General features: G+C 70.2%; 20 protein-coding genes. 15 read left to right on the forward strand and 5 right to left on the reverse strand.

Annotated features, from left to right (window positions below; all coding sequences use genetic code 11):
* Nucleotides 1–3: 3 nt before the first annotated feature.
* The 7 genes from LVY72_RS02160 (at nt 4) to LVY72_RS02190 (ending at nt 7,396) form a co-directional block, all read left to right on the forward strand.
* Nucleotides 4–915: a hypothetical protein gene (locus tag LVY72_RS02160; protein ID WP_237817800.1), complete on the forward strand. Its 912-nt coding sequence runs from the start codon at nt 4–6 to the stop codon at nt 913–915.
* 2 nt (nt 916–917) lie between these two features.
* Nucleotides 918–2,102, forward strand: coding sequence for an HpcH/HpaI aldolase/citrate lyase family protein (locus LVY72_RS02165; protein WP_237817801.1), 1,185 nt, complete (start codon nt 918–920; stop codon nt 2,100–2,102).
* The gene (locus LVY72_RS02170; protein ID WP_237817802.1) at nt 2,099–4,792 is read left to right on the forward strand and encodes a phosphoribosyltransferase domain-containing protein; all 2,694 of its coding nucleotides are present in this window, start codon (nt 2,099–2,101) and stop codon (nt 4,790–4,792) included. Before LVY72_RS02165 ends, LVY72_RS02170 begins: the two co-directional genes overlap by 4 nt.
* Entirely contained in the window at nt 4,789–5,658 is an 870-nt protein-coding gene (locus LVY72_RS02175) for an HAD family hydrolase (RefSeq protein WP_237817803.1), read from the forward strand. Before LVY72_RS02170 ends, LVY72_RS02175 begins: the two co-directional genes overlap by 4 nt.
* 241 nt (nt 5,659–5,899) lie before the next feature.
* Nucleotides 5,900–6,478, forward strand: a complete 579-nt coding sequence (locus LVY72_RS02180; protein WP_237817804.1) for an NADPH-dependent FMN reductase — start codon at nt 5,900–5,902, stop codon at nt 6,476–6,478.
* Nucleotides 6,479–6,485: 7 nt separating this feature from the next.
* Nucleotides 6,486–6,887, forward strand: coding sequence for a VOC family protein (locus LVY72_RS02185; RefSeq protein ID WP_237817805.1), 402 nt, complete (start codon nt 6,486–6,488; stop codon nt 6,885–6,887).
* 41 nt (nt 6,888–6,928) lie between these two features.
* Complete coding sequence (locus LVY72_RS02190; protein ID WP_237817806.1) at nt 6,929–7,396, forward strand: YbaK/EbsC family protein; 468 nt, start codon at nt 6,929–6,931, stop codon at nt 7,394–7,396.
* 55 nt (nt 7,397–7,451) lie between these two features.
* On the opposite strand, the gene LVY72_RS02195 is transcribed toward LVY72_RS02190, so the two are convergent.
* Together LVY72_RS02195 and LVY72_RS02200 are read right to left on the reverse strand one after the other, a co-directional pair.
* A complete protein-coding gene (locus LVY72_RS02195; RefSeq protein ID WP_372463666.1) occupies nt 7,452–8,768 on the reverse strand; it encodes an MFS transporter in 1,317 nt (438 codons plus the stop codon).
* Between the two features lie 35 nt (nt 8,769–8,803).
* Entirely contained in the window at nt 8,804–10,024 is a 1,221-nt protein-coding gene (locus LVY72_RS02200; RefSeq protein ID WP_237817807.1) for a M20 metallopeptidase family protein, read from the reverse strand.
* Between the two features lie 121 nt (nt 10,025–10,145).
* Between LVY72_RS02200 and LVY72_RS02205 the strand changes: the two genes are divergently transcribed.
* The gene (locus LVY72_RS02205) at nt 10,146–11,168 is read left to right on the forward strand and encodes an Lrp/AsnC family transcriptional regulator (RefSeq protein WP_237817808.1); all 1,023 of its coding nucleotides are present in this window, start codon (nt 10,146–10,148) and stop codon (nt 11,166–11,168) included.
* A 40-nt stretch (nt 11,169–11,208) separates the two neighbouring features.
* On the opposite strand, the gene LVY72_RS02210 is transcribed toward LVY72_RS02205, so the two are convergent.
* The gene (locus LVY72_RS02210) at nt 11,209–12,684 is read right to left on the reverse strand and encodes a CitMHS family transporter (protein ID WP_237817809.1); all 1,476 of its coding nucleotides are present in this window, start codon (nt 12,682–12,684) and stop codon (nt 11,209–11,211) included.
* Between the two features lie 166 nt (nt 12,685–12,850).
* On the opposite strand from LVY72_RS02210, the gene LVY72_RS02215 reads away from it, so the two are divergent.
* The 3 genes from LVY72_RS02215 to LVY72_RS02225 all read left to right on the forward strand — a co-directional run bounded on the left by LVY72_RS02215 (nt 12,851) and on the right by LVY72_RS02225 (nt 15,706).
* Complete coding sequence (locus LVY72_RS02215; RefSeq protein ID WP_237817810.1) at nt 12,851–14,692, forward strand: sensor histidine kinase; 1,842 nt, start codon at nt 12,851–12,853, stop codon at nt 14,690–14,692.
* Nucleotides 14,689–15,351, forward strand: coding sequence for a response regulator (locus LVY72_RS02220; protein ID WP_237817811.1), 663 nt, complete (start codon nt 14,689–14,691; stop codon nt 15,349–15,351). The genes LVY72_RS02215 and LVY72_RS02220 overlap by 4 nt, the downstream gene beginning before the upstream one ends.
* Before the next feature lie 133 nt (nt 15,352–15,484).
* Nucleotides 15,485–15,706, forward strand: a complete 222-nt coding sequence (locus tag LVY72_RS02225) for a hypothetical protein (protein ID WP_237817812.1) — start codon at nt 15,485–15,487, stop codon at nt 15,704–15,706.
* 24 nt (nt 15,707–15,730) lie between these two features.
* On the opposite strand, the gene LVY72_RS02230 is transcribed toward LVY72_RS02225, so the two are convergent.
* Nucleotides 15,731–16,090: a hypothetical protein gene (locus LVY72_RS02230; RefSeq protein WP_237817813.1), complete on the reverse strand. Its 360-nt coding sequence runs from the start codon at nt 16,088–16,090 to the stop codon at nt 15,731–15,733.
* Nucleotides 16,091–16,209: 119 nt separating this feature from the next.
* Nucleotides 16,210–17,925 carry a 4-oxocyclohex-2-ene-1-carboxylate 5-dehydrogenase gene (gene chcC2, locus LVY72_RS02235; RefSeq protein ID WP_237817814.1) on the reverse strand — a complete coding sequence of 572 codons (1,716 nt, stop codon included), beginning with the start codon at nt 17,923–17,925 and terminating at the stop codon, nt 16,210–16,212.
* Nucleotides 17,926–18,105: 180 nt separating this feature from the next.
* Between chcC2 and LVY72_RS02240 the strand changes: the two genes are divergently transcribed.
* The 4 genes from LVY72_RS02240 (at nt 18,106) to LVY72_RS02255 (ending at nt 21,920) form a co-directional block, all read left to right on the forward strand.
* Nucleotides 18,106–18,912 carry an IclR family transcriptional regulator gene (locus LVY72_RS02240; protein ID WP_237817815.1) on the forward strand — a complete coding sequence of 269 codons (807 nt, stop codon included), beginning with the start codon at nt 18,106–18,108 and terminating at the stop codon, nt 18,910–18,912.
* 204 nt (nt 18,913–19,116) lie between these two features.
* Nucleotides 19,117–19,887 (forward strand): SDR family NAD(P)-dependent oxidoreductase, encoded by a 771-nt coding sequence (locus tag LVY72_RS02245; protein ID WP_237817816.1) that lies wholly within the window; start codon nt 19,117–19,119, stop codon nt 19,885–19,887.
* 56 nt (nt 19,888–19,943) lie between these two features.
* On the forward strand, nt 19,944–21,626 hold the full coding sequence (chcC1, locus tag LVY72_RS02250) for a 4-oxocyclohexanecarboxylate 2-dehydrogenase (RefSeq protein WP_237817817.1): 1,683 nt from the start codon (nt 19,944–19,946) through the stop codon (nt 21,624–21,626).
* A 3-nt stretch (nt 21,627–21,629) separates the two neighbouring features.
* A complete protein-coding gene (locus LVY72_RS02255) occupies nt 21,630–21,920 on the forward strand; it encodes a Dabb family protein (RefSeq protein WP_237817818.1) in 291 nt (96 codons plus the stop codon).
* The last annotated feature ends 9 nt before the right edge of the window (nt 21,921–21,929 follow it).

Raw genomic sequence — 21,929 nt, forward strand, 5'->3', positions numbered from 1 at the left:
ACCATGGCAGTGAACAGGACCGCGATCCGCCACGACCTTGCCTTCCTGCGCCGCCGCCTGAAGCCGGCCGCGGCAGCTCCCGCCGCGGCGCAGCCGGCGGCAGCCGCACCCCTGGTCCCGCCACCGGCTCCCCCGGCGCCCGCCGTACCTGCGGCACCGGCTGTTTCGGCGGGGCTGGACCTCGGCCGCCCGGCCGCCCCGGCCCCCGCACCGGCGCCGGCTGCGCCCGCCCAGGCTCCGGTCCAAGCACCGGCCAGCGCGTCGGCCGCGCTCAGCCTGTCCCGCCCGACGCCGCCCGCGGCGTCACCGGCGCCCGCCGCGGTGCCGCTGAACCTGTCCCGCCCGTCCGCGGCACCGGCCGGCACCCCGGCGGCCGGCCCTCCCCGCTCCGGTGACAGGCTGCCGCAGCTGTTTCCGGCGCCGGACACGAGCCAGCTGCATGAGCTGACCCGGGCCCGGCCGCTGGTCAGGCTCAACCCGCGCCAGTCCGCCGTCGGCAGCCTGCGGGTAGCCGGGGCCACCTCGGCCGTCTGGGAATCCTCAACCCGCATCACCGGTGCCCTGACCCGGGACGGCCAAGGCACCGGCCGGCCCGTACCCACCGCGGGCAACCGGCCGCTGGTGGATTTCGAGGACGGCGAGGCGCTGATCGCCCTGCGGCACCTGAAGGAATTCCGCCGCGCGCTGTTCGTCGGCGCCGACGACGCACCGCTGGCGGTGCGGGTCTACGGCGGTGCCTCCGTGGTGCTGCCGCCGGAAACCGGGCACCGCAATGTCCTGCTGGTCTCGCGGATCGGCTCCGTGCTGGAACTGCGCTCGGATCCGGTTCCGGCAGGGGCGCCGGCCGAGGCCCTGTGGCAGGCCTTCGGCTTCCGGATGTCCGTCGCGCTGCCGGCCGGCGGATGGTCCGCCTGACCGTGCGCCATTTCAGTTTCCTCGCCGAAGAGCAGCTGGCCCGGCTCTTCCACCGCCGGCCCGCCGAGCTCAGCCTCGAAACCGATCCGGCCCTGCTCGCCGCCGCCCTCGGCGCCACGCTCTACAGCCCCGGCACGCGGCCGGGGCTGGCCGACGACGTGGTCAAGCTCGGCGCCCGCGGCTGCGTCAGCCAGGTCCTCTGCCTCGAGGACTCGGTACCGGACCAGGAGCTCGCCGCGGCGGAGGAGAATGTCCTGGCCGCGCTCAGCCGGCTGCAGGACCGCAGCGCGGCACACGATGCCGGCAGCCTGCAGACGCCGATGCTCTTCATCCGGACCCGCAGCCCGGAGCAGATGCTGGCACTGGCCCGCCGCGGCGGTCCGGCGCTGCGGGCGGTTTCCGGTTTCTCCATCCCCAAATTCGAGAACGAAACCGGGCTGGCCGAACGGTATTTCGAAGCCCTCGGGGAGGTCCGCCGGCTGGTCGGGGGCGGTCACCGGATGTGGGTCATGCCGATCCTGGAATCCCCGGCCATCATCCACCGCGAGACGCGCACGCGGGCCCTGGCGCATGTCTTCGACGTGATCAAGCAGCACCGCGAGGATGTCCTGGCCGTGCGGATCGGGGCCACGGACTTCTCCAGCGCCTTCGGGCTGCGCCGGTCCCGGGACCTGACCATCTACGACGTGCAGGTGGTCGCCTCGGTCATCGCCGACATCGTCAATATCCTCGGCCGGCCCGGGGACGGCCTGGTGATCACCGGCCCGGTCTGGGAGCACTTCGTCAACACCGAGCGGCTGCTGCGCCCGCAGCTGCGCTCCACTCCCTTCGAGGCAGCGGACGAGGCAGCCCTGCGCCAGCGCCTGCTGCGCTCCAACCTGGACGGGCTGATCCGGGAAACCGAGCTGGACCACGCCAACGGGCTGCTCGGCAAGACGGTCATCCATCCCAGCCACGTCCCGGTGGTCCATGCGCTCTCCGTGGTCAGCCATGAAGAATACCTGGACGCCCAGGACATCGTAGATCCGGCCAACGGCGGGGCCAAGGCGTCCCCGTACAGCAACAAAATGAACGAGATCAAACCCCACCGGGCCTGGGCCGAACGGACCCTGCTCAAGGCGGCCGCGTTCGGCGTGGCCGCCCCCGACGTCAATTTCGTAGACCTGCTGGAAGCGAGCATGCAGTGACCATAACAAGCACCGGGGACCCGGCGGAGACCGCCGTGCTGCCGTGGACCGGCGGCCACGTCGAGTCCGTGCTGGAGATCGGCGTCGGCACGGACACCTCCGGCAGCCTCTTCGACGTCCGGGAGCTGGTGGGGCTGGCCCTGCGGCGCAACCCGAAGCGGGCGCATCTGCTGGTCTCCCGCGTCCTGGGCAAGCACCGGCCCAGCGATCCGGGACTGGTCATCGCCGCCGGCGAACTGCTCGGCGTGCTCGCGGCCCAGGCCCTGGACGGAACCCTGCCGGACGGCGCCGCAGCGGTCCGGCAGGCGGCCGGCCACCTCTCGGCGGTGCTGCGGCTGGCCCAGACACGGCCGGAATCCCCGGAAGCGGCGGCCGAGCGCGCCCGGCTACTGCACGCCGCGCGCGGCCTGCTTGCCCCGCTGCGTGCCTCGCATCCGGAGGCGGCCACCCTCGGCTATGCCGAGACAGCCACCGGCCTGGGCCGCCTGGTGGCCGGGGCCGTCGGCTCCTACTACATCCACTCCACCCGGCACAGCGGCAACGGCACCGCCGCGTACGGCGCCTTCGAGGAAGCGCATTCCCACGCCACCTCACACCGGCTGCTGCCCGCGGACCCGGCCCGGCTCGACCGTGCCCGGGTGCTGGTGCTGGTCGACGACGAGCTGAGCACCGGGGCCACCATTATCAACACCATCCGCGAGCTGCATGCCCGGTCGCCGAAGGAACAGTACGTGGTCGCCGCGCTGGTCGATCTGCGCACCGACGCGGACCGGGCCCGCTTCGAAGCACTGGCCGCCGAACTGGGCACCGTGATCCGCACCGTTGCGCTGGCCCGCGGGTCTGTGACCCTGCCGCCGGATGTGCTGGACCGCGCGCGGCAGCAGCTGGCCGCGCTGCCCGCCGCGAACGACGGCGCGGCAGCGGGCGGCCCGGCAACAGGCAGCACCGCAGCGGCCACCGGCCGCGTGGTGCTGCTACCGGTGGCGGCCAGCGACCTGCCGGTCGGGCCGGCGGCCCTGCTGGACCGCTACGGCAGTGCGCCCGCCGGATTCGGCGCCGCGGCCCGGACGGCTGCCGCCGTCGGCCGCCGCGTGCTGGAGGCGCTGGACAGGCTGGACGTTCAGGCCGCCGCGGACGGCATCCTGGTGCTCGGCACCGAGGAATACCTCCATCTGCCGCTGGCGCTGGCCGACTGGCTGGCCGGCGAGGTTCCGGCCGGCGTGCCCGTCCGGTTCTCCTCGACCACCCGCTCCCCGATCGTGGCGCTGGCGCGGCCGGACTATGCCATCAACACCGTCCTGTCCTTCGCCAGCCACGACGGCACCATCGATGGTCCCGGCCCGCGCTACGCCTACAACGTCCACCGTCCCGGCGAACGCCGCGGCACCGTCGTCGTCGTTCCCGAACCCGGCACCGATCCGGCCTCGGTGACCGGCCCCGGAAGCCTCGCCGAGGCGCTGGGCGCGGCCTGCGACCGCGTCCTCGTCGTCCAGCTACCCGGCCCGGCAGGCAGCGGGACGGCCGGCCCGCTCGCAACCCGCGCGGATGCCGAAGCACCGGCCGGAGCCCTCCCGGACCCGCTGTACGGGCCGGAATTCGGGTCCTACGCCGCCGGCGAGGTGGCCTGGCTGCTGAAGGACCTCAGCCGGGTGCAGCTGGAGGCCCCCACCGCCGAGCGCGAGCGGGCCATCCAGGCCGGCACCGCCCACTACGCCGAGTCGCTGCCGGTGGAATACCATCCGAGCCCGGAATACCTGGCCCTCTTCGAGCAGGCGCTGGAACGCTCGGCCGGACGGGTGGCGCAGGCCATCGGCGTCGTGGCGGAAATGGCGCTGGCGGCCCGGGACGGCCGGCCGGTGCTCGTCTCGCTCGCCCGCGCCGGCACCCCGGTGGGCATCCTGATGAAGCGCTGGCTGCGCGACTTCCACGGCCTGGACGTGCCGCACTACACGATGAGCATCGTCCGCGGGCGCGGGATCGACGAAACCGCGCTGCGCTACCTGGCGGCCCGCCACGACCCGGCACGGGTCCTCTTCGTGGACGGCTGGACCGGCAAGGGCGCCATCAGCCGCGAGCTGCAGGAGGCGCTGGAACGCTTCGCCGCCGAGCACGGCCCCAGCTTCAGCCCGGAGCTGGCTGTGCTGGCGGACCCGGGACACTGCACCACGCTGTTCGGCACCCGCGACGACTACCTGATTCCCTCGGCGTGCCTGAACTCCACCGTCTCCGGCCTGGTGTCCCGCACCGTACTCAACGCGGACTACATCGGGGCCGGGGACTTCCACGGCGCCAAGTTCTATGCCGAGCTCGCCGGTTCGGACCGGTCCGCCCGGTTCCTCGACGCCGTTTCCGCCCGCTTCGCCGACGTCCGGGACGCCGCCGCGGCCGAGGCAGGCCAGCGTCTGGCCGAGGTTCCCACGGTGGACTGGAGCGGCTGGAAGGCAGTGGAGCGGATCGCCGCCGAGTACGGCATTCCCAGCCCCAACCTGGTCAAGCCCGGAGTCGGCGAGACCACCCGGGTGCTGCTGCGCCGGGTGCCGTGGCAGGTGCTGGTCAACCCCGAAGCCACCGCGGACCTGGGCCATGTGCTGCTGCTGGCCGAACAGCGCGGGGTGACGGTGGTCGAAGTGCCGGGCCTGCCGTACAGCTGTGTCGGGCTGATCAGGCCCGAGCCGGAAGGCAGCCGATGATGGCCCCGCTGGTCTGCTGCGACCTGGACCGCACGCTGATCTATTCGGCCGGCGCGCTGCTGCTCGACGGCGAAGACCGGCTGGCCCCGGCCCTGACCGTGGCCGAGGTCTACCAGGGCCGCCCGCTGTCCTTCCTGACCCGGGCCGCGGACGTGCTGCTGGCGGAAATCGCCGCCGCCTGCACGTTCGTCCCGGTGACCACGCGGACCATGGCCCAGTACGAGCGGATCCGGCTGCCCGGGCCGCCGCCGCGCTACGCGGTCACCACCAACGGCGGACGGATCCTGGTCGACGGCGAGCCGGACCCGGTCTGGTCCGACCACCTCGCGCAAACGCTGGACAGCAACTGCTCGCCGTTGGCGGAAATTGCCGCCAAACTGGCCGGGCCCGGGTATGCGCACTGGATGCTGCGGCTGCGCGACGCCGAGGAACTGTTCGTCTATGCGATCGTGGAGCGGGACCTGCTCTCCCCCGCGGACCTGGCCGGACTGGAACTGTGGTGTGCCGAGCGCGGCTGGACCGTCTCGCTGCAGGGGCGCAAGCTGTACTGCGTGCCCGAGGCCATCACCAAGGAAGCGGCGGTCGCCGAGATCGCGGTCCGGAGCGGCGGCAGCCCGCTGATCGCGGCGGGCGATTCGCTGCTGGACCGCGGCATGCTGCTGGCCGCGGACCACGGCCTCCGCCCCGCCCACGGCGAGCTGGAAGCGGCAGGATTCCTCGCCCCGCAACTGGCCGTCACCGCGGCCCGCGGCGTGCTGGCCGGCGAGGAGATCGCCCGCCGCATCCACGAACTGGTCTTCGCGCCGGACGCCGCTGCGGTAGCTGGTGCCGGACTGACTGCCGCTCTGCAACCCGCCCCGCATTGACTGAAGGATAGGCGTCGCTTGGGGTCCGTTTTGGCTCCACCGGCGTCGTCGAACGCGCGCTGGCCTCCGATGATGCGGAACCGGAGCCGTTGAAGCGGATCGCCTCCGGCGAACCGCTGGAGCAGCTGCCCTACCTGGGGTAACGCGTCGGCGTCCGCGGTCCACGGCAAAACCTTGACAGATCGGCCCGGGCCGATGGAATGGGAGGACCAAGCGTTAACGGCCGGAAGGACTGAGGCCCATGCCCGCTCCGAAGATCGCCATCATTCTGGGCAGCACCCGGCCCGGCCGGCTGGGCAAGGGCGTGGCCGACTGGGTCTATGGCCACGCCCGCAAGCGCACGGACGCGGAATTCGAGTTCATCGACCTGGCCGATCAGGGCCTGCCGTTGCTGGACGAGCCGGTGCCCCCGATCGCCGGCCGGTACACCGAAGACCACACCAAGGCGTGGGCGGCGAAGATTGCCGCGTTCGACGGCTACATCTTCGTCACGGCCGAATACAACCACTCAGTGCCCGCGGCGCTGAAGAACGCCATCGACTTCCTGTACGCGGAGTGGAACAACAAGGCGTGCGGCTTCGTCAGCTACGGCAGTGCCGGCGGCACCCGCGCCGTCGAGCATCTGCGCCTGATCGCCGCCGAACTGCAGATGGCCGACGTGCGTGCCCAGGTCTTCCTGCCGTATTCCCGCCAGTTCGAGGGCCGCGAGTTCAGACCCACCGAAAATGCCGCCAAGGCCCTGGAGCCGCTGTTCGACCAGGTCATTGCCTGGGCCGGCGCGCTGAAGCCCGTGCGCGACGCGCCCTCCACGCCTGAATGAGGCCGCCATGACCGTTGCGTTCAACCACACGATCATCTTTGCCAAGGACAAGGTCCTTTCTGCGGAATTCTTCGCCCGGATCTTCGGGGTCGCCCGGCCCAGGCCCATGTGGTCCTTCATGACGGTGATGCTGGCGGACGGGGTCGCGCTGGACTTCGCGAACTCGAGCCGGGACATCACCGCCCAGCACTACGCGTTCCTGGTCAGCGAAGATGATTTCGACGGGATCCTTGGCCGGATCGAAGCAGAGCACCTCCCCTACTGGGCCGACCCGGCCAAATCCGTGCCGCAGCAGATCAACCGCAACGATGGCGGACGCGGCGTCTACTTCCATGACCCGGCCGGGCACCTCTTGGAGGCCATCACGCGGCCCTACGGCTCCGGTGGCACGCCGCCCGGCCCGGTGTGAGAACGGAGCGCCGCCCGGCAATGCCCGGCTAAAATCATCTGATGCTTCCGGATCCGGTAACGGCCGTCAGGTCCGCGCTCGTCAGCCTCGGCGCCCGCGACACAGTCACGGTCTTCGACAACGATGTGCCGACGGCCGCTGCCGCGGCCGCCGAACTCGGCTGCGACGTGGCCGCCATTGCCAACAGCCTGGTGTTCGACGTCGACGGTTCGCCGCTGCTGATCCTGGCCAGCGGCGCCGCCCGCGTGGACACGCAGCTGGTGGCCGCGCAGCTGGGTACCGGGCGCATCCGCCGGGCCGCACCCGAATTTGTCCTGGCCCACACCGGCCAGCAGGTCGGCGGCGTCGCGCCGGTGGGGCATCCGGCACCGATCCCCACGGTCCTCGACGAGTCCCTGAGGAATTATCCGGTACTCTGGGCCGGCGCGGGCGACCACAGGTCCATGTTCTCCATCGGCTTCGACGAACTCCGCCGCGTCACGGACGCTGAAGTCATGCAGGTGCGCTGACCCGGTCCCGGCTCCCAGCCCGCACTGCCATCCTGCCTGCGATGCGCGCGGAGGGTCAGCTCAGGTCCTTGGCCTTGGTCTCCGGGATGGTGAAGATGAAGGTAAAGCTGATGAGCAGCAGGACCACCGTGTAGAGGCCGAAGGCGTTCGGGCCGACGGAGGCGGTCAGCCAGCTGTTCAGGTACGGAGCGGTGCCGCCGAAGATCGCGACGCAGATGGAGTAGGGCACGCCCACGCCGATGGTGCGGATGTGGGTTGGGAACAGCTCCGCATACACGGCCGGCACGATCGCGGCCGAGCCGGCGATGAAGACCAGCATCACCGACATGGACACGGCCAGCTGCCAAGGTGAGTCCTTCAGCAGCCAGGTCATCGGGAAGTGCATCACCGCAGCCCCGAGGGCGCTGATCCACAGCACCGGCTTGCGGCCGAACCGGTCCGAGGCCTTGCCCCACAGCGGCAGGACCGCCAGGAAGACCAGGTTGGCGACGACACCGGCCCATAGGGCCGCCCCGCGGTCGATGCCCAGGCTGGTGGCGGCGTAGGTCGGCGCCAGCACGCCCCAGGTGTAGTAGACGACCGTCAGGCCGACGGTCAGGCCAATCACCTGCAGGGCCTGCTTGCGGTGGCGGACAATCTGGGGCCACATCGGCTCGCGCTTCTCGACCGTCGTTTCATGCTCGAAGACGTCCGTCTCCTTCAGCCGCGACCGCATGACCAGGGCGTACAGGCCCATCACCGCGCCGATCAGGAACGGGATCCGCCATCCCCAGGCCAGCATCGCCTCGTCGCTGAGCACCACCGTCAGCACCGCGCCGAGCAGCGTGCCGAACAGGATGCCGACGGTGCCCGAGAAGTAGATCAGGGTGGCCCAGAAACCGCGCTTCTCGCGCGGGGCCATCTCCGAGAGGTAGGTCTGGGAGGAGGGCAGCTCGCCGCCGTGGGCCAGGCCCTGGATCAGCCGGGCGATCAGCAAGGTCAGCGACGCGATGGCTCCCACCGCCGCGTAGGTGGGGGCGATGCCGATGATCAGGCTGCCCAGCGCGGACAGGGCGACGGCGAGCGTCATCGAATACTTGCGGCCGATCCGGTCGCCCAGCCAGCCGAAGACGAAACCGCCGAAGGGCCGGGCCAGGAAGCCGACGGCGAAGATCGCCAGGGTGGACAGCACCGCCGACGCCTTGTCCTGGTTGTTGAACAGCTGGCCGGCGAAGAACGGGGCGAAGGTCGCGTAGACCGCCCAGTCGTACCATTCGACGGCGTTGCCCATGCCGGTGCCGATGATGGTCCGGCGCTGGCTGACCGGCGGGGCCTGCGGTGCGTGTTTGGCCGGGTGTCCGGGATGGACCGAGGCTTCGGGTTTGGTCTTCATCGGGTAGCTCCTGGGGCGAATGGGGGTCGGCAGGTTCAGCCGGCGGCCAGCTCGGCGATGCGGGTCAGGGCCAGCTGGGTGTAGAGGGCGGTGCCGTCGGCCAGGACGTTGTCGTCGAAGGTGGCGAACGGCGAGTGGTTGAATGGCGCGGTCCGGTAGTCGGCCGCCGGATCCGTTGCGGAAAGGCAGATAAAGCTGCCGGGCACCGCGTCAAGGATCCGGGAGAAATCCTCGGATCCGCTCAGCGGCCGGGCCATGCGGACGTACCGGTGGCCGCCAAAGAGTTCGGTGATGATCCGTTCCGCCTTCTCCGTCTCCGCCGCGTCGGTCACGGTCAGCGGATACTCGGCCTGGTAGTCGACCGTGACCTTCAGTCCGTGGGCGGCGGCGATGCCTTCGAGCAGCCGCGGCACGGCCAGCATCATCTTGTCCCGGTTGGCTTCGGAGAAGGTGCGCACCGTGGCCTCGAACCGGGCAGAGTCCGGGATGATGTTGCGCTTGGTGCCGGCCTGGAGCAGGCCCACGGTCAGCACCACCGGATCGAACATGTTGAACTGGCGGGTGATCATCACCTGCAGCGCGGTGACCATTTCGGCGGCGGTCGTGACCGGGTCCTGGGCCGAGTGCGGCGCGGAGCCGTGTCCGCCGGCCCCGTGCACGGTGACGAACAGGCCGTCCGAGGCGGACATCAGGATGTCCGGCTTGGTGAAGAACCGGGCGTTCGGCTCCAGTCCGGACATGACGTGCAGGGCGTAGGCGGCGTCCGGACGCCGGCCCGCGGCCTGCAGCACGCCCTCGCGCAGCATCACGCCGGCGCCGTCGCACCCCTCCTCGCCGGGCTGGAACATCAGGACGACGTCGCCGGCCAGCTGGTGCCGGCGCTCGGCCAGCAGCGTGGCGGCCCCGGCAAGCATCGCGGTGTGCAGGTCGTGGCCGCAGGCATCATGCATGGCCCCATCAATCCGGGAACTGTAGGGGACGCCGGTGGCTTCCTGGACCGGCAGGCCGTCCATGTCCCCGCGCAGCAGCACCACCGGTCTGTCAGCGGCATTGCCGGCGGCGGTGCCGCGCAGCACCGCCGTGACCGAGGTGGTCTCCCGGCCAAGGATGATCTCGTACGGCAGCCCGTCCAGCGCCTCGAGGACCTTTTCCTGCGTGCGCGGCAGCACCAGCCCGATCTCCGGCTCCTGATGCAGCCGGTGGCGCAGCCGGACGATGTCGTCCTGGAGTTCGTGCGCATCGGCAATAACCGTCATGGGCTGGCTCCTGGGGAAAAGCGGTCCAGACAATTATTGAGTGACCTGACTCACATTCGACTAAAATCCAGAAAAGAAACAACTAATGGATCGGAAACCGAAAAACCGATCAGGGATGGTCATGGATCTCACCGACGACGACCGCGCGCTGGTCAACGTCCTGCAGTTGGCGCCGCGGATCAGCTGGCAGGATGCCGGCGACGTGCTGGAGCGGCATCCGACCACCCTGGCCGCCCGCTGGGACCGGCTCCGGGCCACCGGCGTGGCCTGGGTGACCGCGCACCTGCTTGGCGACCCGGCGAAGATGACCCTGAGCTTCGTGGATGTGGACTGCGAACTGCGCGGCCGGGACGCCGTGGAGGCGGCCCTGTGCACCATCCCCGAGGTGGTCTCGGTGGAGGAATCGGCACGGAACCGCGACCTGGTCCTCACCGTGGTGACTCCGGGCTGGGAGGAGTTGACCCGGGGAATCCTGCCCCGGTTCGCCCGGATCCCGGGCATCATCAAGTACCAGAGCGCCATGTGCACGGCCCTGCACGCCGGAGCCGACAGCTGGAACCTCGAGGCGCTCAGCGCGCCGCAGCGCGCACGGCTGCGCGGCGTCGCGGGACAGCGGCCTGCCGGCTATACCGGGCCACCGCCGGCGTCCTACTGGCCGATCGTCCAGGCCCTGAGCCGCAACGGACGGGCGACGGCGGCGGAGATCGCCGCGGCCACGGGGCTGCATCCGGCCACCGCCCGCCGGCAACTGAACCGCGTGCTGGCCGGCGGCACCCTTGCCTTCCGCTGCGAAGTGGCCCAGGACTACAGCGGCTATCCGGTCAGCTGCCAGTGGTTCGCCAGCCTGCCGCCGGACGAGCGGGACCGCGCGGTCGAGGTGCTGCGCGGCTTCCGGAGCCTGCGGCTCTGCGCCTCGACCACGGGCACCAGCAACTTCACCTTCATCATGTGGATGCGCACCGCGGCGGAGGTGCTGGAAATCGAGGACCGCTTCCTCGCAGCGGTCCCCCGCGCACGGATCATCGAAAGCTCGCTCACGGTGAAATTCCTCAAGCGCGTGGGCTGGATGCTGAACCCGGATACGACGGCGACCGGCGAAGTGGTCGTGCCGGCCCCGCCCACGGAAGAAGCCGCGTCCCTTTGACTGCCCAAAGGGACGCGGCTTCATCAGCCCAAGCGGAGGGTCAGCCCCAGGGGATCGCCCCGAGCAGGACGCCGACCACGAGCATTACCAGCGCGACGACGGCGGAGCGCCACAGCACCTTCTTGTGGTGGTCACCCAGTTCCACGTTGGCCAGCGAGACCAGCAGCAGGATCGCCGGCACCAGCGGGCTCTGCATGTGCACCGGCTGGCCGGTGATGGAGGCCCGGGCCATTTCCGCCGGGTCGATGCCGAAGTGGGCGGCGGTTTCGCTCAGCACCGGCAGGACGCCGAAGTAGAACGCATCGTTGCTCATGAAGAAGGTCATCGGAATGCTCAGCAGGCCGGTAATCACCGCCATGAACGGGCCCAACGATTCGGGAATGATTCCGACCAGCCACTTGGACATCGCGTCCACCATGCCCGTGCCGTTGAGCACGCCGGTGAGGACGCCGGCGGCCATCACCATCGAGACCACCGCCACGACGCTCTTGCCATGGGCCACCAGCTGGGCGGCCTGGTCCTTCACGTGCGGGAAGTTGACCACCAGGGCCAGGGCCGCGCCGATCATGAACACGAACGCCAGCGGAATGATGTCCAGCACCAGCACTGTCATGACGGCGACAGTCAGGGCCAGGTTGAACCAGAACAGCTTCGGCCGCAGGGTCGGGCGGTCCGGGTCCAGCGCGGAACCGGCCATACCCGGGGCGGCATCGCCCCCTGCCGCCGGGGCATCCAACACTGCGACGGAGCCGGAACCGCCGGCGCGGGAGCCTGCGCTGGTCGAGCCGTTGCCCGCGGCACGGCGGCCGCCGGCCGCTGCTACGCTGCCGCCCCCGGCCAGGACGGTGCCGCCGTCGACCGCGACAGCGTTGCTGCCGGCGGCCCAGAACTCCGGCTTGGCGCCGGCCAGGCGCTTGCGCTCGCGCAGGCCCAGGGTCCAGGCGAAGACCAACACGACCAGCATGCCGGCCAGCAGCGACGGGATCATCGGGACAAAGACATCCGACGGCGAAACCTTCAGAGCCGCGGCGGCGCGGGCGGTGGGCCCGCCCCACGGCACGATGTTCATGGTGCCGTTGGCCAGGCCGGCCACGCAGGTGAGCACCACCGGGCTCAGGCCCAGGCGCAGGTAGATCGGCAGCATCGCCGCGGTGGTGAGAATGAAGGTGGTCGAGCCATCCCCGTCCAGCGAGACGACGGCGGCCAGCAGTGCGGTGCCCAGGACCACCTTCGCCGGGTCGTTGCCCAGGGTGCGCAGGATGAAGCGCACCAGCGGGTCGAACAGGCCGACGTCGATCATCAGGCCGAAGAAGATGATCGCGAACATCAGCAGCGCCGCGGTCGAGGTCAGGGACTTCATCGAGTCCAGGACCATGTCGCCCAGCCCGAGGCCGGCTCCGGCGAACAGGCCGAAGATGGTGGGCACCAGGATCAGTGCCAGCACCGGCGTGAGCTTCTTGGTCATGATCAGCGCCATAAAGACCGCGATCATCGCAAATCCGAGGAGAACCAGCACCACGGCTCCTTAATTTCTCTAGAATCATCCAGGCTGGCCTTGTGACCGGCACTACAGACTGTAGGGTGGCGCAAGTCACGTCTGGCGGTTTCGCCCGGTTGAAGTGCATACTGCTTATTGCGCACCTTTTGCGCATTTAGCTCACCCCCCGATCCTCTGGAGCACCATGGACCCCACCGGCCGACGGCCGGCCCGCCTGGGATTTTCGGCGCGGATGCTGCTCCTCCAGCTGGCGGCCATGTCGCTGGTGGTGCTGCTGTGCGCCGCCGTCTTCGGCTGGCTGACCTACCAGCGCCTCGGCGAGGGCGCCGAAGCCCGGGCGCTGGCCGTGGCCCGTTCCGTGGCTGCCTCCTCCGATGTGCGCAGCGAAGTGGCCGCCTTGGCCAGCGCCGGACCCGACAGGCTCTCCCGCACGGCCCTGTCCGGCGGCCCGCTGCAGCCGCTGGCGGAGGACGTCCGGGCCCGTACCGGCGCGCTGTTCGTGGTCATCACCGACGACGCCGGCCTGCGCCTGGCCCACCCCAACCCGGCGCTGCTGGGGCAGCGGGTGAGCACCGATCCGTCCGAGGCCCTGGCCGGACGCGAAGTCACCACGCAGGAACAAGGCACGCTGGGACATTCGGCCCGGGCCAAGGTGCCGGTCTACGCACCCGGCATCCCCGGCCGGATCGCCGGCGAGGTCAGCGTGGGCTTCTCCAGCCAGGACGTGCTCGAAAGCCTGGGCGGGAACATCCTGCCGGTGGCGGTGACCGCGGCCGGCGCGCTGGGCCTGGGTGCGCTCGCCGCGTGGTTCCTCGGCCGGCGGCTGAAGCGGCTGACGCTGGACCTGGAGCCGGAGGAGATAGCCGCCCTGGTCCAGGACCAGGAGGCCGTGCTGCGCGGAGTGGACGACGGCGTGGTCGGTATATCCGCGGACGGGCGGATCACCGTCTTCAACCGCAAGGCCAAGCAGCTGCTGGGCCTGGACATCGCCGCGGACCTGGTGGGGCTGCCGTTGGAACAGGCCGGGCTGCCGCCGGCCGCCGGAACACTGCTGGCCGAGGCTGCCCCGGAATCGGCGCCGCTGGAACTGGTGGCAGGCCAGCGCGTGCTGATCCTCACCGCCCGCGCCGTCCAGTCCAGCCGCACCCCAGGCCGGCGCGGCTACCGTCCGGACGCCGCCACTGCAGCGGCCCCCGAGCTGGGCTGGGTGCTGATGCTGCGCGACCGCACCGAACTGCAGTCGCTGACCCGCCAACTGGACGCCGTCGGGGCGATGAGCACCGCGCTGCGGGCGCAGCGGCACGAATTCGCCAATCGGCTGCACACCATCTCCGGGCTGCTGGGCCTGGGCGAGCACGAACAGGCCTGGCGCTACCTGGGCGAGATCATGGCCGCCGGCCCGCTGAAGTACCCGGTGGAACAGGCGGAGCTGCTCAGCGACACGTACCTGCAGGCCTTCATCGGCGCCAAGGGGGTGGAGGCAGCCGAGCGCGGGGTCAGCCTGCGGATCGGTCCCGAGACCTTGGTCCGCGGACAGGTCTCGGACCCGCAGGATGTCACCACCGTGATCGGCAACCTGATCGACAACGCGGTGCGGGCGGCGGTGCAGGGCAGCAATCCGGACCGTTGGGTGGAGATCGAGCTGTTGGACGAGCCGGGAACCGGCACCTTGCATCTGGTGGTCGCCGATTCCGGCGACGGCATCCGGCCCGGTCCTGCGGGGGACCCCACCGGCCGCGACGACGTCGAGCAATTGTTCGCCGAAGGCTTTTCGACAGCCCAGGCCGTGCGGCCGGACGGTCCGCAGTCCCTGGCGTCGGCCGGAATCCCGGCGCAGTCCCTGCCGGACATCCATGGCCAGGGCTTCGGCCTGCCGCTGAGCCGGCAGCTGGCCCGGCGGCGCGGCGGGGATGTCTGGGTGGCCGGCTGCGGCCGCCCGGGCGGACCCGGCGCAGTGTTCTGTGCGAAACTGCCCGGGACCGTGGCACCGGCGGCCGGTGCCAGAGAGGAGGAAAACCAACGATGAGCGGGGAACTGCAGGTGCTCATTGTCGACGACGACTTCCATGTGGGCCGGCTGCACGCCGGCTACGTCGACGCCGTACCCGGCTTCCGGGCGCTCCCGCCGGTAGGTTCGGCCGAGCAGGCACTGCGGGTGGTGCACGGCTCCGGCCCGGATCTGGTCCTGCTGGACGTCTACCTGCCCGACGCCCTGGGCCTGGAGCTGTTGCGCAGCCTGGACGTGGACGTGATCATGCTGACCGCGGCCGCGGACTCGGCCTCCGTCCGCAAGGCCCTGCGGCGCGGCGCCCTGGGCTACCTGATCAAGCCGTTCGACGCCGGACAGCTGGCACGGAAGCTGCGCGCCTATGCCCGCTACCGAAGGCTGCTGGCGGAGAAGCCGGTGCTGGACCAGGACACGCTGGAACGCGCCCTGCACGCCCTGCATCCGGGCGACGGCGGCGGACCGGGCCGGGCACGTTCGGCCACCGAAACCTCGGTGCTCGAGGCACTGGATCCCGGCGAGGCCCTGTCCGCCAGCGAGGTGGCCAGCCGGGTAGGCATCTCCCGCGCCACGGCCCAGCGCTACCTCTCGGCCCTGGCCGACGACGGCGCCGTCGACATCCAACTGCGCTACGGCAGCACCGGACGGCCCGAGCATCGCTACGGCAGGGCGCCGCGGTAGCCGCGGCACCGTTGACCGCGGGCCGGTCAGGACGTATGTATGGGAAGACCCGATCTTTTCAGCGGCGGGCGGCGCGGCTCCTGCCACACCGCTGGACGCCTGCCGATGAGCCGGCACAGACAGGAGCAGCATAATGGAATTTGCCCAGGACGACGCCGGGGATCTGGTCGTCGGCGATGTCGCCCATGTGCGCGGCAAGGCGCTGACGGTCGGGATTTCGGGAATCACCGGCGACGAGGTGCTCAGCATCGGCTGGGTGGAGACCGGCGAGACGATCAACCTCACCCTGCGCGAGGCCATCACGCTGCGGAACGAGATCGACAAAATCATCCGGGACCGGCACACGGACCAGTAGCTTTCCCTCCGGCAGGGATCCGGTTTAGCCCTTCGCCAGCCGCCGGCCGCGGGCCCGCTCCCGCGCGGTCGGTGCGGCGGCCTTGCTCCCCCGCAGGCGCCAGGTGCTGGTTACGCCCTGCGGGTCCGTCAGCGTCCCGGCGGACAACGCCTCGTCCACGAGCCGCCGCACCCGCAGTTCCTGCTCCGGCTCGGCGGTGAAGACCACGCGGGTGCGGGCCACGGGGCCGCGGAGCCGGGTGCGGCAATGGTGGGCGGCCAGCGGGCACGGTGGTACGTGGTCCCAGGCGCCGCAAAGTGCCAGCGTCACGGCACCGCCCGGTGCCCGCAGGTCCGCCCCGGGATCCATGGCCAGGACGGCCTCGTGGACAAAATATTCACGCATGCCGTCATTCTTGCAGCCGACGGAGGCTTCTTGCAGAGCAGCCTGTCCGGCGCTGCGTCTGCACGCGGCGGCGGGGCCTTGGTCGACGGGCGGGTCCGGCCTGGCCGGCGGGCGGACCGCTACATCCGGACGACGCCGCGTTCGGCGGCGTGCTGGGCGATGTCGCGGCCGGCACGGTAGCCGAAGACCAGCGCCGGGCCAATGTGCGAACCGTAGCCGGGGTAGCCGCCGCCGAAGACGGACACCGCGGCCGCCCCGACGGCGTACAGGCCGGGGACCGCCGCACCCTCCGCAGTAATGACTTCGGAGCGTTCGTTGACGGCCAGGCCGGCGAAGGTGCCCAAGTCCCCCATCCGGATCTGCGCCGCGTAGAACGCGCCGTCGTCCAGCGGCGCCAGGTTCGGGTTGGGCTTGTGCTCCAGGTCGCCGCGGAAGTGGTTGTACAGCGTCGAACCGCGGCCGAAGGCCGGATCCTCGCCCACTTCGGCACCCTTGTTGAACTCCCGGACGGTCAGCGCCAGGATATCCGGGTCGACGCCGATCTTCCCGGCCAAATCCGCCAGCGAGTCCCCCCTGACCAGATAGCCGGTCTTATGGAAATAGCCGCGCGGCATCGGCCAGGGCTTGGCGTAGCCGATGCCGTACTTGTGCATGGTCTTCGCGTCGGCGATCACCCAGCCGAAGGTATCCGGCTGACCGGCGTTGTGGGCGAGCATTTGGCCGCCGAAATCGTGGTAGCTCAGCGCTTCGTTGCCGAAGCGCCGGCCGCCGCGGTCCACGGCGATCAGGCCGGGCAGCCCGATGGCGCGCAGATGCGGGAAGAGTCGTTGGGCGCCGGTGCGCAGGTATTTGAAGACGGTCACCGGCGCCCAGGAACCCACCGAGTACACGCCGTCATCGACGTAACCGCCGACCTGCCGGGCCAGGTTCACCGCGTCGCCGCCGTGGCCGATGGTCGGGGTGAAGTGGTTGTCCCCGTTCGGATCGTGCGGGAAGAACTCCTTGCGCAGCTCGATGTTGCCGGAGAATCCGCCGGCGGCCAGGATCACGCCGAGCCTGGCATGGACCATGCCGGCGTGCTCGCCGCCGAGCACCGCCCCGGTCACTGTCCCCGTGCCATCCTTCGCCAGCGACAGCACCGGAGTCGAGGTCCACAGCCGCACCCCGGCGTCCAGCGCGCTCCTGACCATCCGGGTCATCAGCGCGTTGCCGTTGGTACGCAGCACCGCGCGCTTGTACAAGACTGTGTCGAGCCAGGTGCGCAGCAGCTTCTTCGCCACGTAGACGAAGGACTTCACCGACTGGTTGACATGGAAGAACTCATTGATGTCCGGCCCCACCTGCGGCATATAGCCGAAGACTGTGTAGGAGCTCAGGTACGGCTGCAGCTTCAGCCGCATGTCCCCCAGCATCCGCGCGTCCGCGTCCTGCGGGATGATGGCCCGGCCGGACATCCTCGCTCCGGGCAGATCCATCTGGTAGTCCGGGGCCTTCTCCGGATAGATGAACTTCACCTCGGTCTCGTCCTCGAAGAACTCCAGCGTCTCCGGCACCGTGTCCAGGAACGCCTGCACCCCGGCCGCATTGTAGGTGTCCGGCGCCAGGTTCTCCAGGTAGGCCTCCGCTTCCTGGCGGGTATCGCCGGCGGCCGTTCCCTGCTTGTTCCCGGGCACCCAGGCCCAGCCTGCGGAAATGGCAGTGGTGCCGCCGAGATACTGCTCCTTTTCCGCCACCACCACGCTCAGGCCCTGCTTCGCCGCCTTGATCGCCGCGGCCAGGCCGGCCACCCCGGATCCGACCACCAGGACATCGCACTGAACCGGCTTGCTGCTCATCTACCGTACTCCCATCATGTGGACCAACGGCCGGCTCAAGGAGCCGCGGCCGCCGATACCACGCTGCAAACTGTGACCACCCCACAGAACCCGACGGGGCGATGTGACGTGAGCCCTATTACCGATGAACGGGATAAGCTGAAGCAATCCGCAGTTTACCGGCACGTTTTCGGAGGCGCAGTGGCCAACTCCCCCTCGGGCGAGTCCGTCATCCGGCGGCTGATCAAAATCATCAGCGCCTTCGACGCCGCCCACACCTCGATGCCGGTGGCCGGCCTGGCGCGCCGCACCGGCCTGCCGGTGACCACCACCTACCGCCTCGTCGACGAAATGCTCGACGAGGGGCTGCTCGAGCGCGACAACCGCGGCCAAGTGCGCATCGGGGTGCGGATGTGGGAGCTGGTCTCGCGCAGTTCCACGATGCTGGGCCTGCGCGAGGCGGCCTTCCCGTTCTGCGAGGACGTGCACTCCGTGGTGCAGCACCACACCACGCTGGGGGTGCTGGACCAGGACGAGGTGCTGTACATCGAACGGCTCAGCGCCCGGTCCTCCGCGCTCAATATCGCCAAGATCGCCGGCCGGCTGCCCATCCATGCCTGCTCCTCCGGGCTGGTGCTGCTCGCCTACGGGCCGGCGGGGTACCAGGAGCGGATCCTGGGCGGTCCGCCTCTGACCAAGTACACGGACAACACCATCACGGATCCGGCCCAGCTGCGCCGGCATCTGGCGGAAATCCGGCAGCGCGGCTACGCGGCCATGCGCGGCATCATCGTGCCCGAATCCAGCGGCATCGCCGTTCCGGTCTTCGACGCGGAGAACAAAGCCGTGGCCGCCCTGAACGTGATCGTCCCGGCCCACGAAGAGAACACCGCCGCCACGGTCCCGGTCCTGAAGGCCGCGGCCCGCGGCATCTCCCGGGCCCTGGGCTGGCGCGGCGAACTCACCGGCACCGTGCACCAGACGATAAAAATTCCCGTTCATCGGTAACCACCCGCCCATTCCGGTGTGGCCTGCACCACGCTTGATGCAGGCGCGGACCCCTGACGGACAGCACACCGCACCGGCCGCCGGCAGCATGCCGGATCCCTCGTGATGACAGGCCCTGTTTTGTGCTGCCCGCAGGCTGCCGCACGCGCCGCAGAGTATTGGCACCACCAACCAGCCGCATGACCGCGGCATAAGGAGCAGGACATGAACCAGACCACCCCAGGAGCGGGCCGGATGGCCGGCAAGACCGCCATCGTCACCGGCGGCCGTGGGGATCTGGGCAGCGCGACGGTGCGCCTGCTGGCCGAGCAGGGCGCCAAAGTCGCCAGCCTGGATGTGGCCGGAGCCCCGGCCGCCGTTGAACACCCCAGCGTCGCCGAGTACGACGTCGACGTCACCAGCGAAGCCAGTGTCGCCGGCACCGTCGCCTCCGTCTGCGCCGACTTGGGCACCCCGGACGTCCTGGTCAACGCCGCCGGCATCATCGGCCCGGCCGGCCCCTCGCACACCGCTGAGGAACAGGACTTCGACCTGCTCTTCAACGTCAACGTCAAGGGCGTGTGGCTGATGACCAAGCACACGGTCCCGGCCATGCTTCAGCAGCAGGCCGGCAGCATCATCAACTTCTCCTCGATCCACGGCATCACCGGCGGGAAGAACGTCCCGCTCTACCACGCCACCAAGGGCGCGGTCCGGCTGCTCACCAAGTCCGACGCCGCCGCCTACGGCGGGCACGGCATCCGGGTCAACTCCATCCATCCCGGTTCGATGAATACCCGGATGAGCCGCCGCTCGGCCGAACAATCACCCATCGGGGCCGCGGCCTACTACCAGCAACTGGTGGGCGGCAATCCGCTGCCACGCCAGGGCGAGCCGATCGAAATCGCCTATGCGGTGCTCTACCTGGCCTCCGATGAATCACGCTTCACCACCGGTGCCGAACTGGTGGTCGACGGCGGCTACACGGCCGTCTGACCCCCTTCCGCCCCGGGCGCCCCGCGCCCGTCCCCCACGACAGCAAAGGAAAGACCATGCAGTTCCTGAACGGGACCCCTTCGGACACCTACGACGTCGTCGTCGTCGGCTCCGGTGCCGGCGCGCTGACCGCTGCGGCCACCGCCGCCCGCGCCGGGAAGTCGGTCATTGTGCTGGAGAAGTCCGCCCTGCTCGGCGGCACCTCCGCCGTCTCCGGCGGCATGCTCTGGATCGCCGACAACCACCACGCCCGGGCCGCCGGCCTGGCCGACTCGAAGCAGGCCGCCGCCGAGTACGTCCGCGCGGTGGCCCGCGGCCGCGGGCGCGACGAACTCCTGCACGCCGCGCTGGACTACGGCGACACGATGCTGCGGTTCGCCGAGGACGAGCTTGGGGTGAAGTTCATCTTCCTGGACAACTTCCCCGACTACCGCCAGGACCTGCCCGGCGCCGTCGAGGGCGGCCGCACGGTCGAACCGCAACTGTTCAACAGCACCGCGGCCCTGGGCGGGCTCAAACCGCACGTCCGTTCGGACGGCCGCGCTCCGTTCACCATGCAGGAATACGAAAACTGGGGCGCGTTCACCAAGTTCCCGTGGGATGAGCTGAACCAGCGCCAGACGGACGGTTTCGTGGCCAAGGGCCAGGCCCTGGTTTCCATGCTGCTGGCCGCCTGTGTCCGCGAGGGCGTCGCGCTGGCCGTGCAGGCGCGCGGCGAGCGCCTGCTGGTCGACGGCGGGCGCGTCACCGGCGTCGTGCTTGACTCCGGCGAGGCGATCGCTGCCGGCGACGGCGTGGTGCTGGCCACCGGCGGCTTCGAGTGGGACCGGAAGCTGGCCGATTCGATGCTGGCCTCCCGGCTCTACACCATGTGCTCCCCGCCCACGAACACCGGCGACGGGCTGAAGATGGCCCAGCGGATCGGTGCGCAGACCCGCGGCACCCGCGAGGCCTGGTGGGCCCCGATGTCCATCACCGGCGACACCCGCGACGGCGAGGCCGTCGGCACGCTGCTGCGCTTCGAACGGCAGGGACCGGGTTCGATCATGGTGAACCGCCACGGCGAGCGCTTCGCGAACGAATCGCAGAACTACAACGACCTAGCCCGTTGCCTCCAGTCCTGGGACTCGCCGAACAATCAGACGCTGAACACCCCGGCGCATGTGGTGTTCGACCACGCGTACCTGGAGCGCTACGGCATCCTCGCCCACCGCGCCGGGCTGCCGACGCCGGACTACCTGACCGAGGCGGACAGCTTGGAGGAGCTGGCGGCGAAGATCAACGTTCCGTCCGACAAGCTCGCCGCCACCGTGGCCCGGTTCAACGAATACGCCGTCAAGGGCGAGGACCCGGACTTCGGCCGCGGGATGAGCGCGTACGACAAATACTGGGGGGACGAGGACTGCCCGTGGCCCAACCCGTCCCTGGGGCCGCTGCAGACCGGACCGTTCTACGCCCTCGAGGTGGTCAACGGTGCCTTCGGCACCAACGGCGGCGTCGCCACGGACGGCTCCGCCCGCGTGCTGGACGTCGACGGCATCCCGGTCCCGGGCCTGTTCGCCGCCGGCAACACCACCGAAAACGCCTACGCGGCCGGCTACCCCGGTGCCGGTGCCACGCTCGGGCCGATCATGACCATGGGCTACCTCGCCGGCCGGACGCTGGCCGGACAGGATCCGGACTACCGACCGACGATGATCGAACCTGCCGGGACCGCCGAGACCCTGGTTGGAGCCTGAGCCATGATCCGCCACACCGTGCTGTTCAAGTTCAAGCCAGACTTCCCGCCCGCGGACAAGCAGACCTGGATCGAGGGCCTGGACCGGATGGCGGGCAACATTCCGGGCATGGCCAGCCTCACCCACGGCCCGGACGTGCTTGGCCAGGAACGCTCCTTCGACTATGCCATCGTGGCCGACTTCGAGCGGGTCGAGGACATTGCCGTTTACAACACCCACCCGCTGCACGAGCCACTGAAGGCGTACTCGTTCCCCAACAGCGAGCAGATCCTCGCGGTGGACTTCGAGCTGTAAAGGAGCATC

The sequence above is a fragment of the Arthrobacter hankyongi genome, assembly GCF_022012395.1.
GTDB lineage: Bacteria > Actinomycetota > Actinomycetes > Actinomycetales > Micrococcaceae > Crystallibacter > Crystallibacter hankyongi.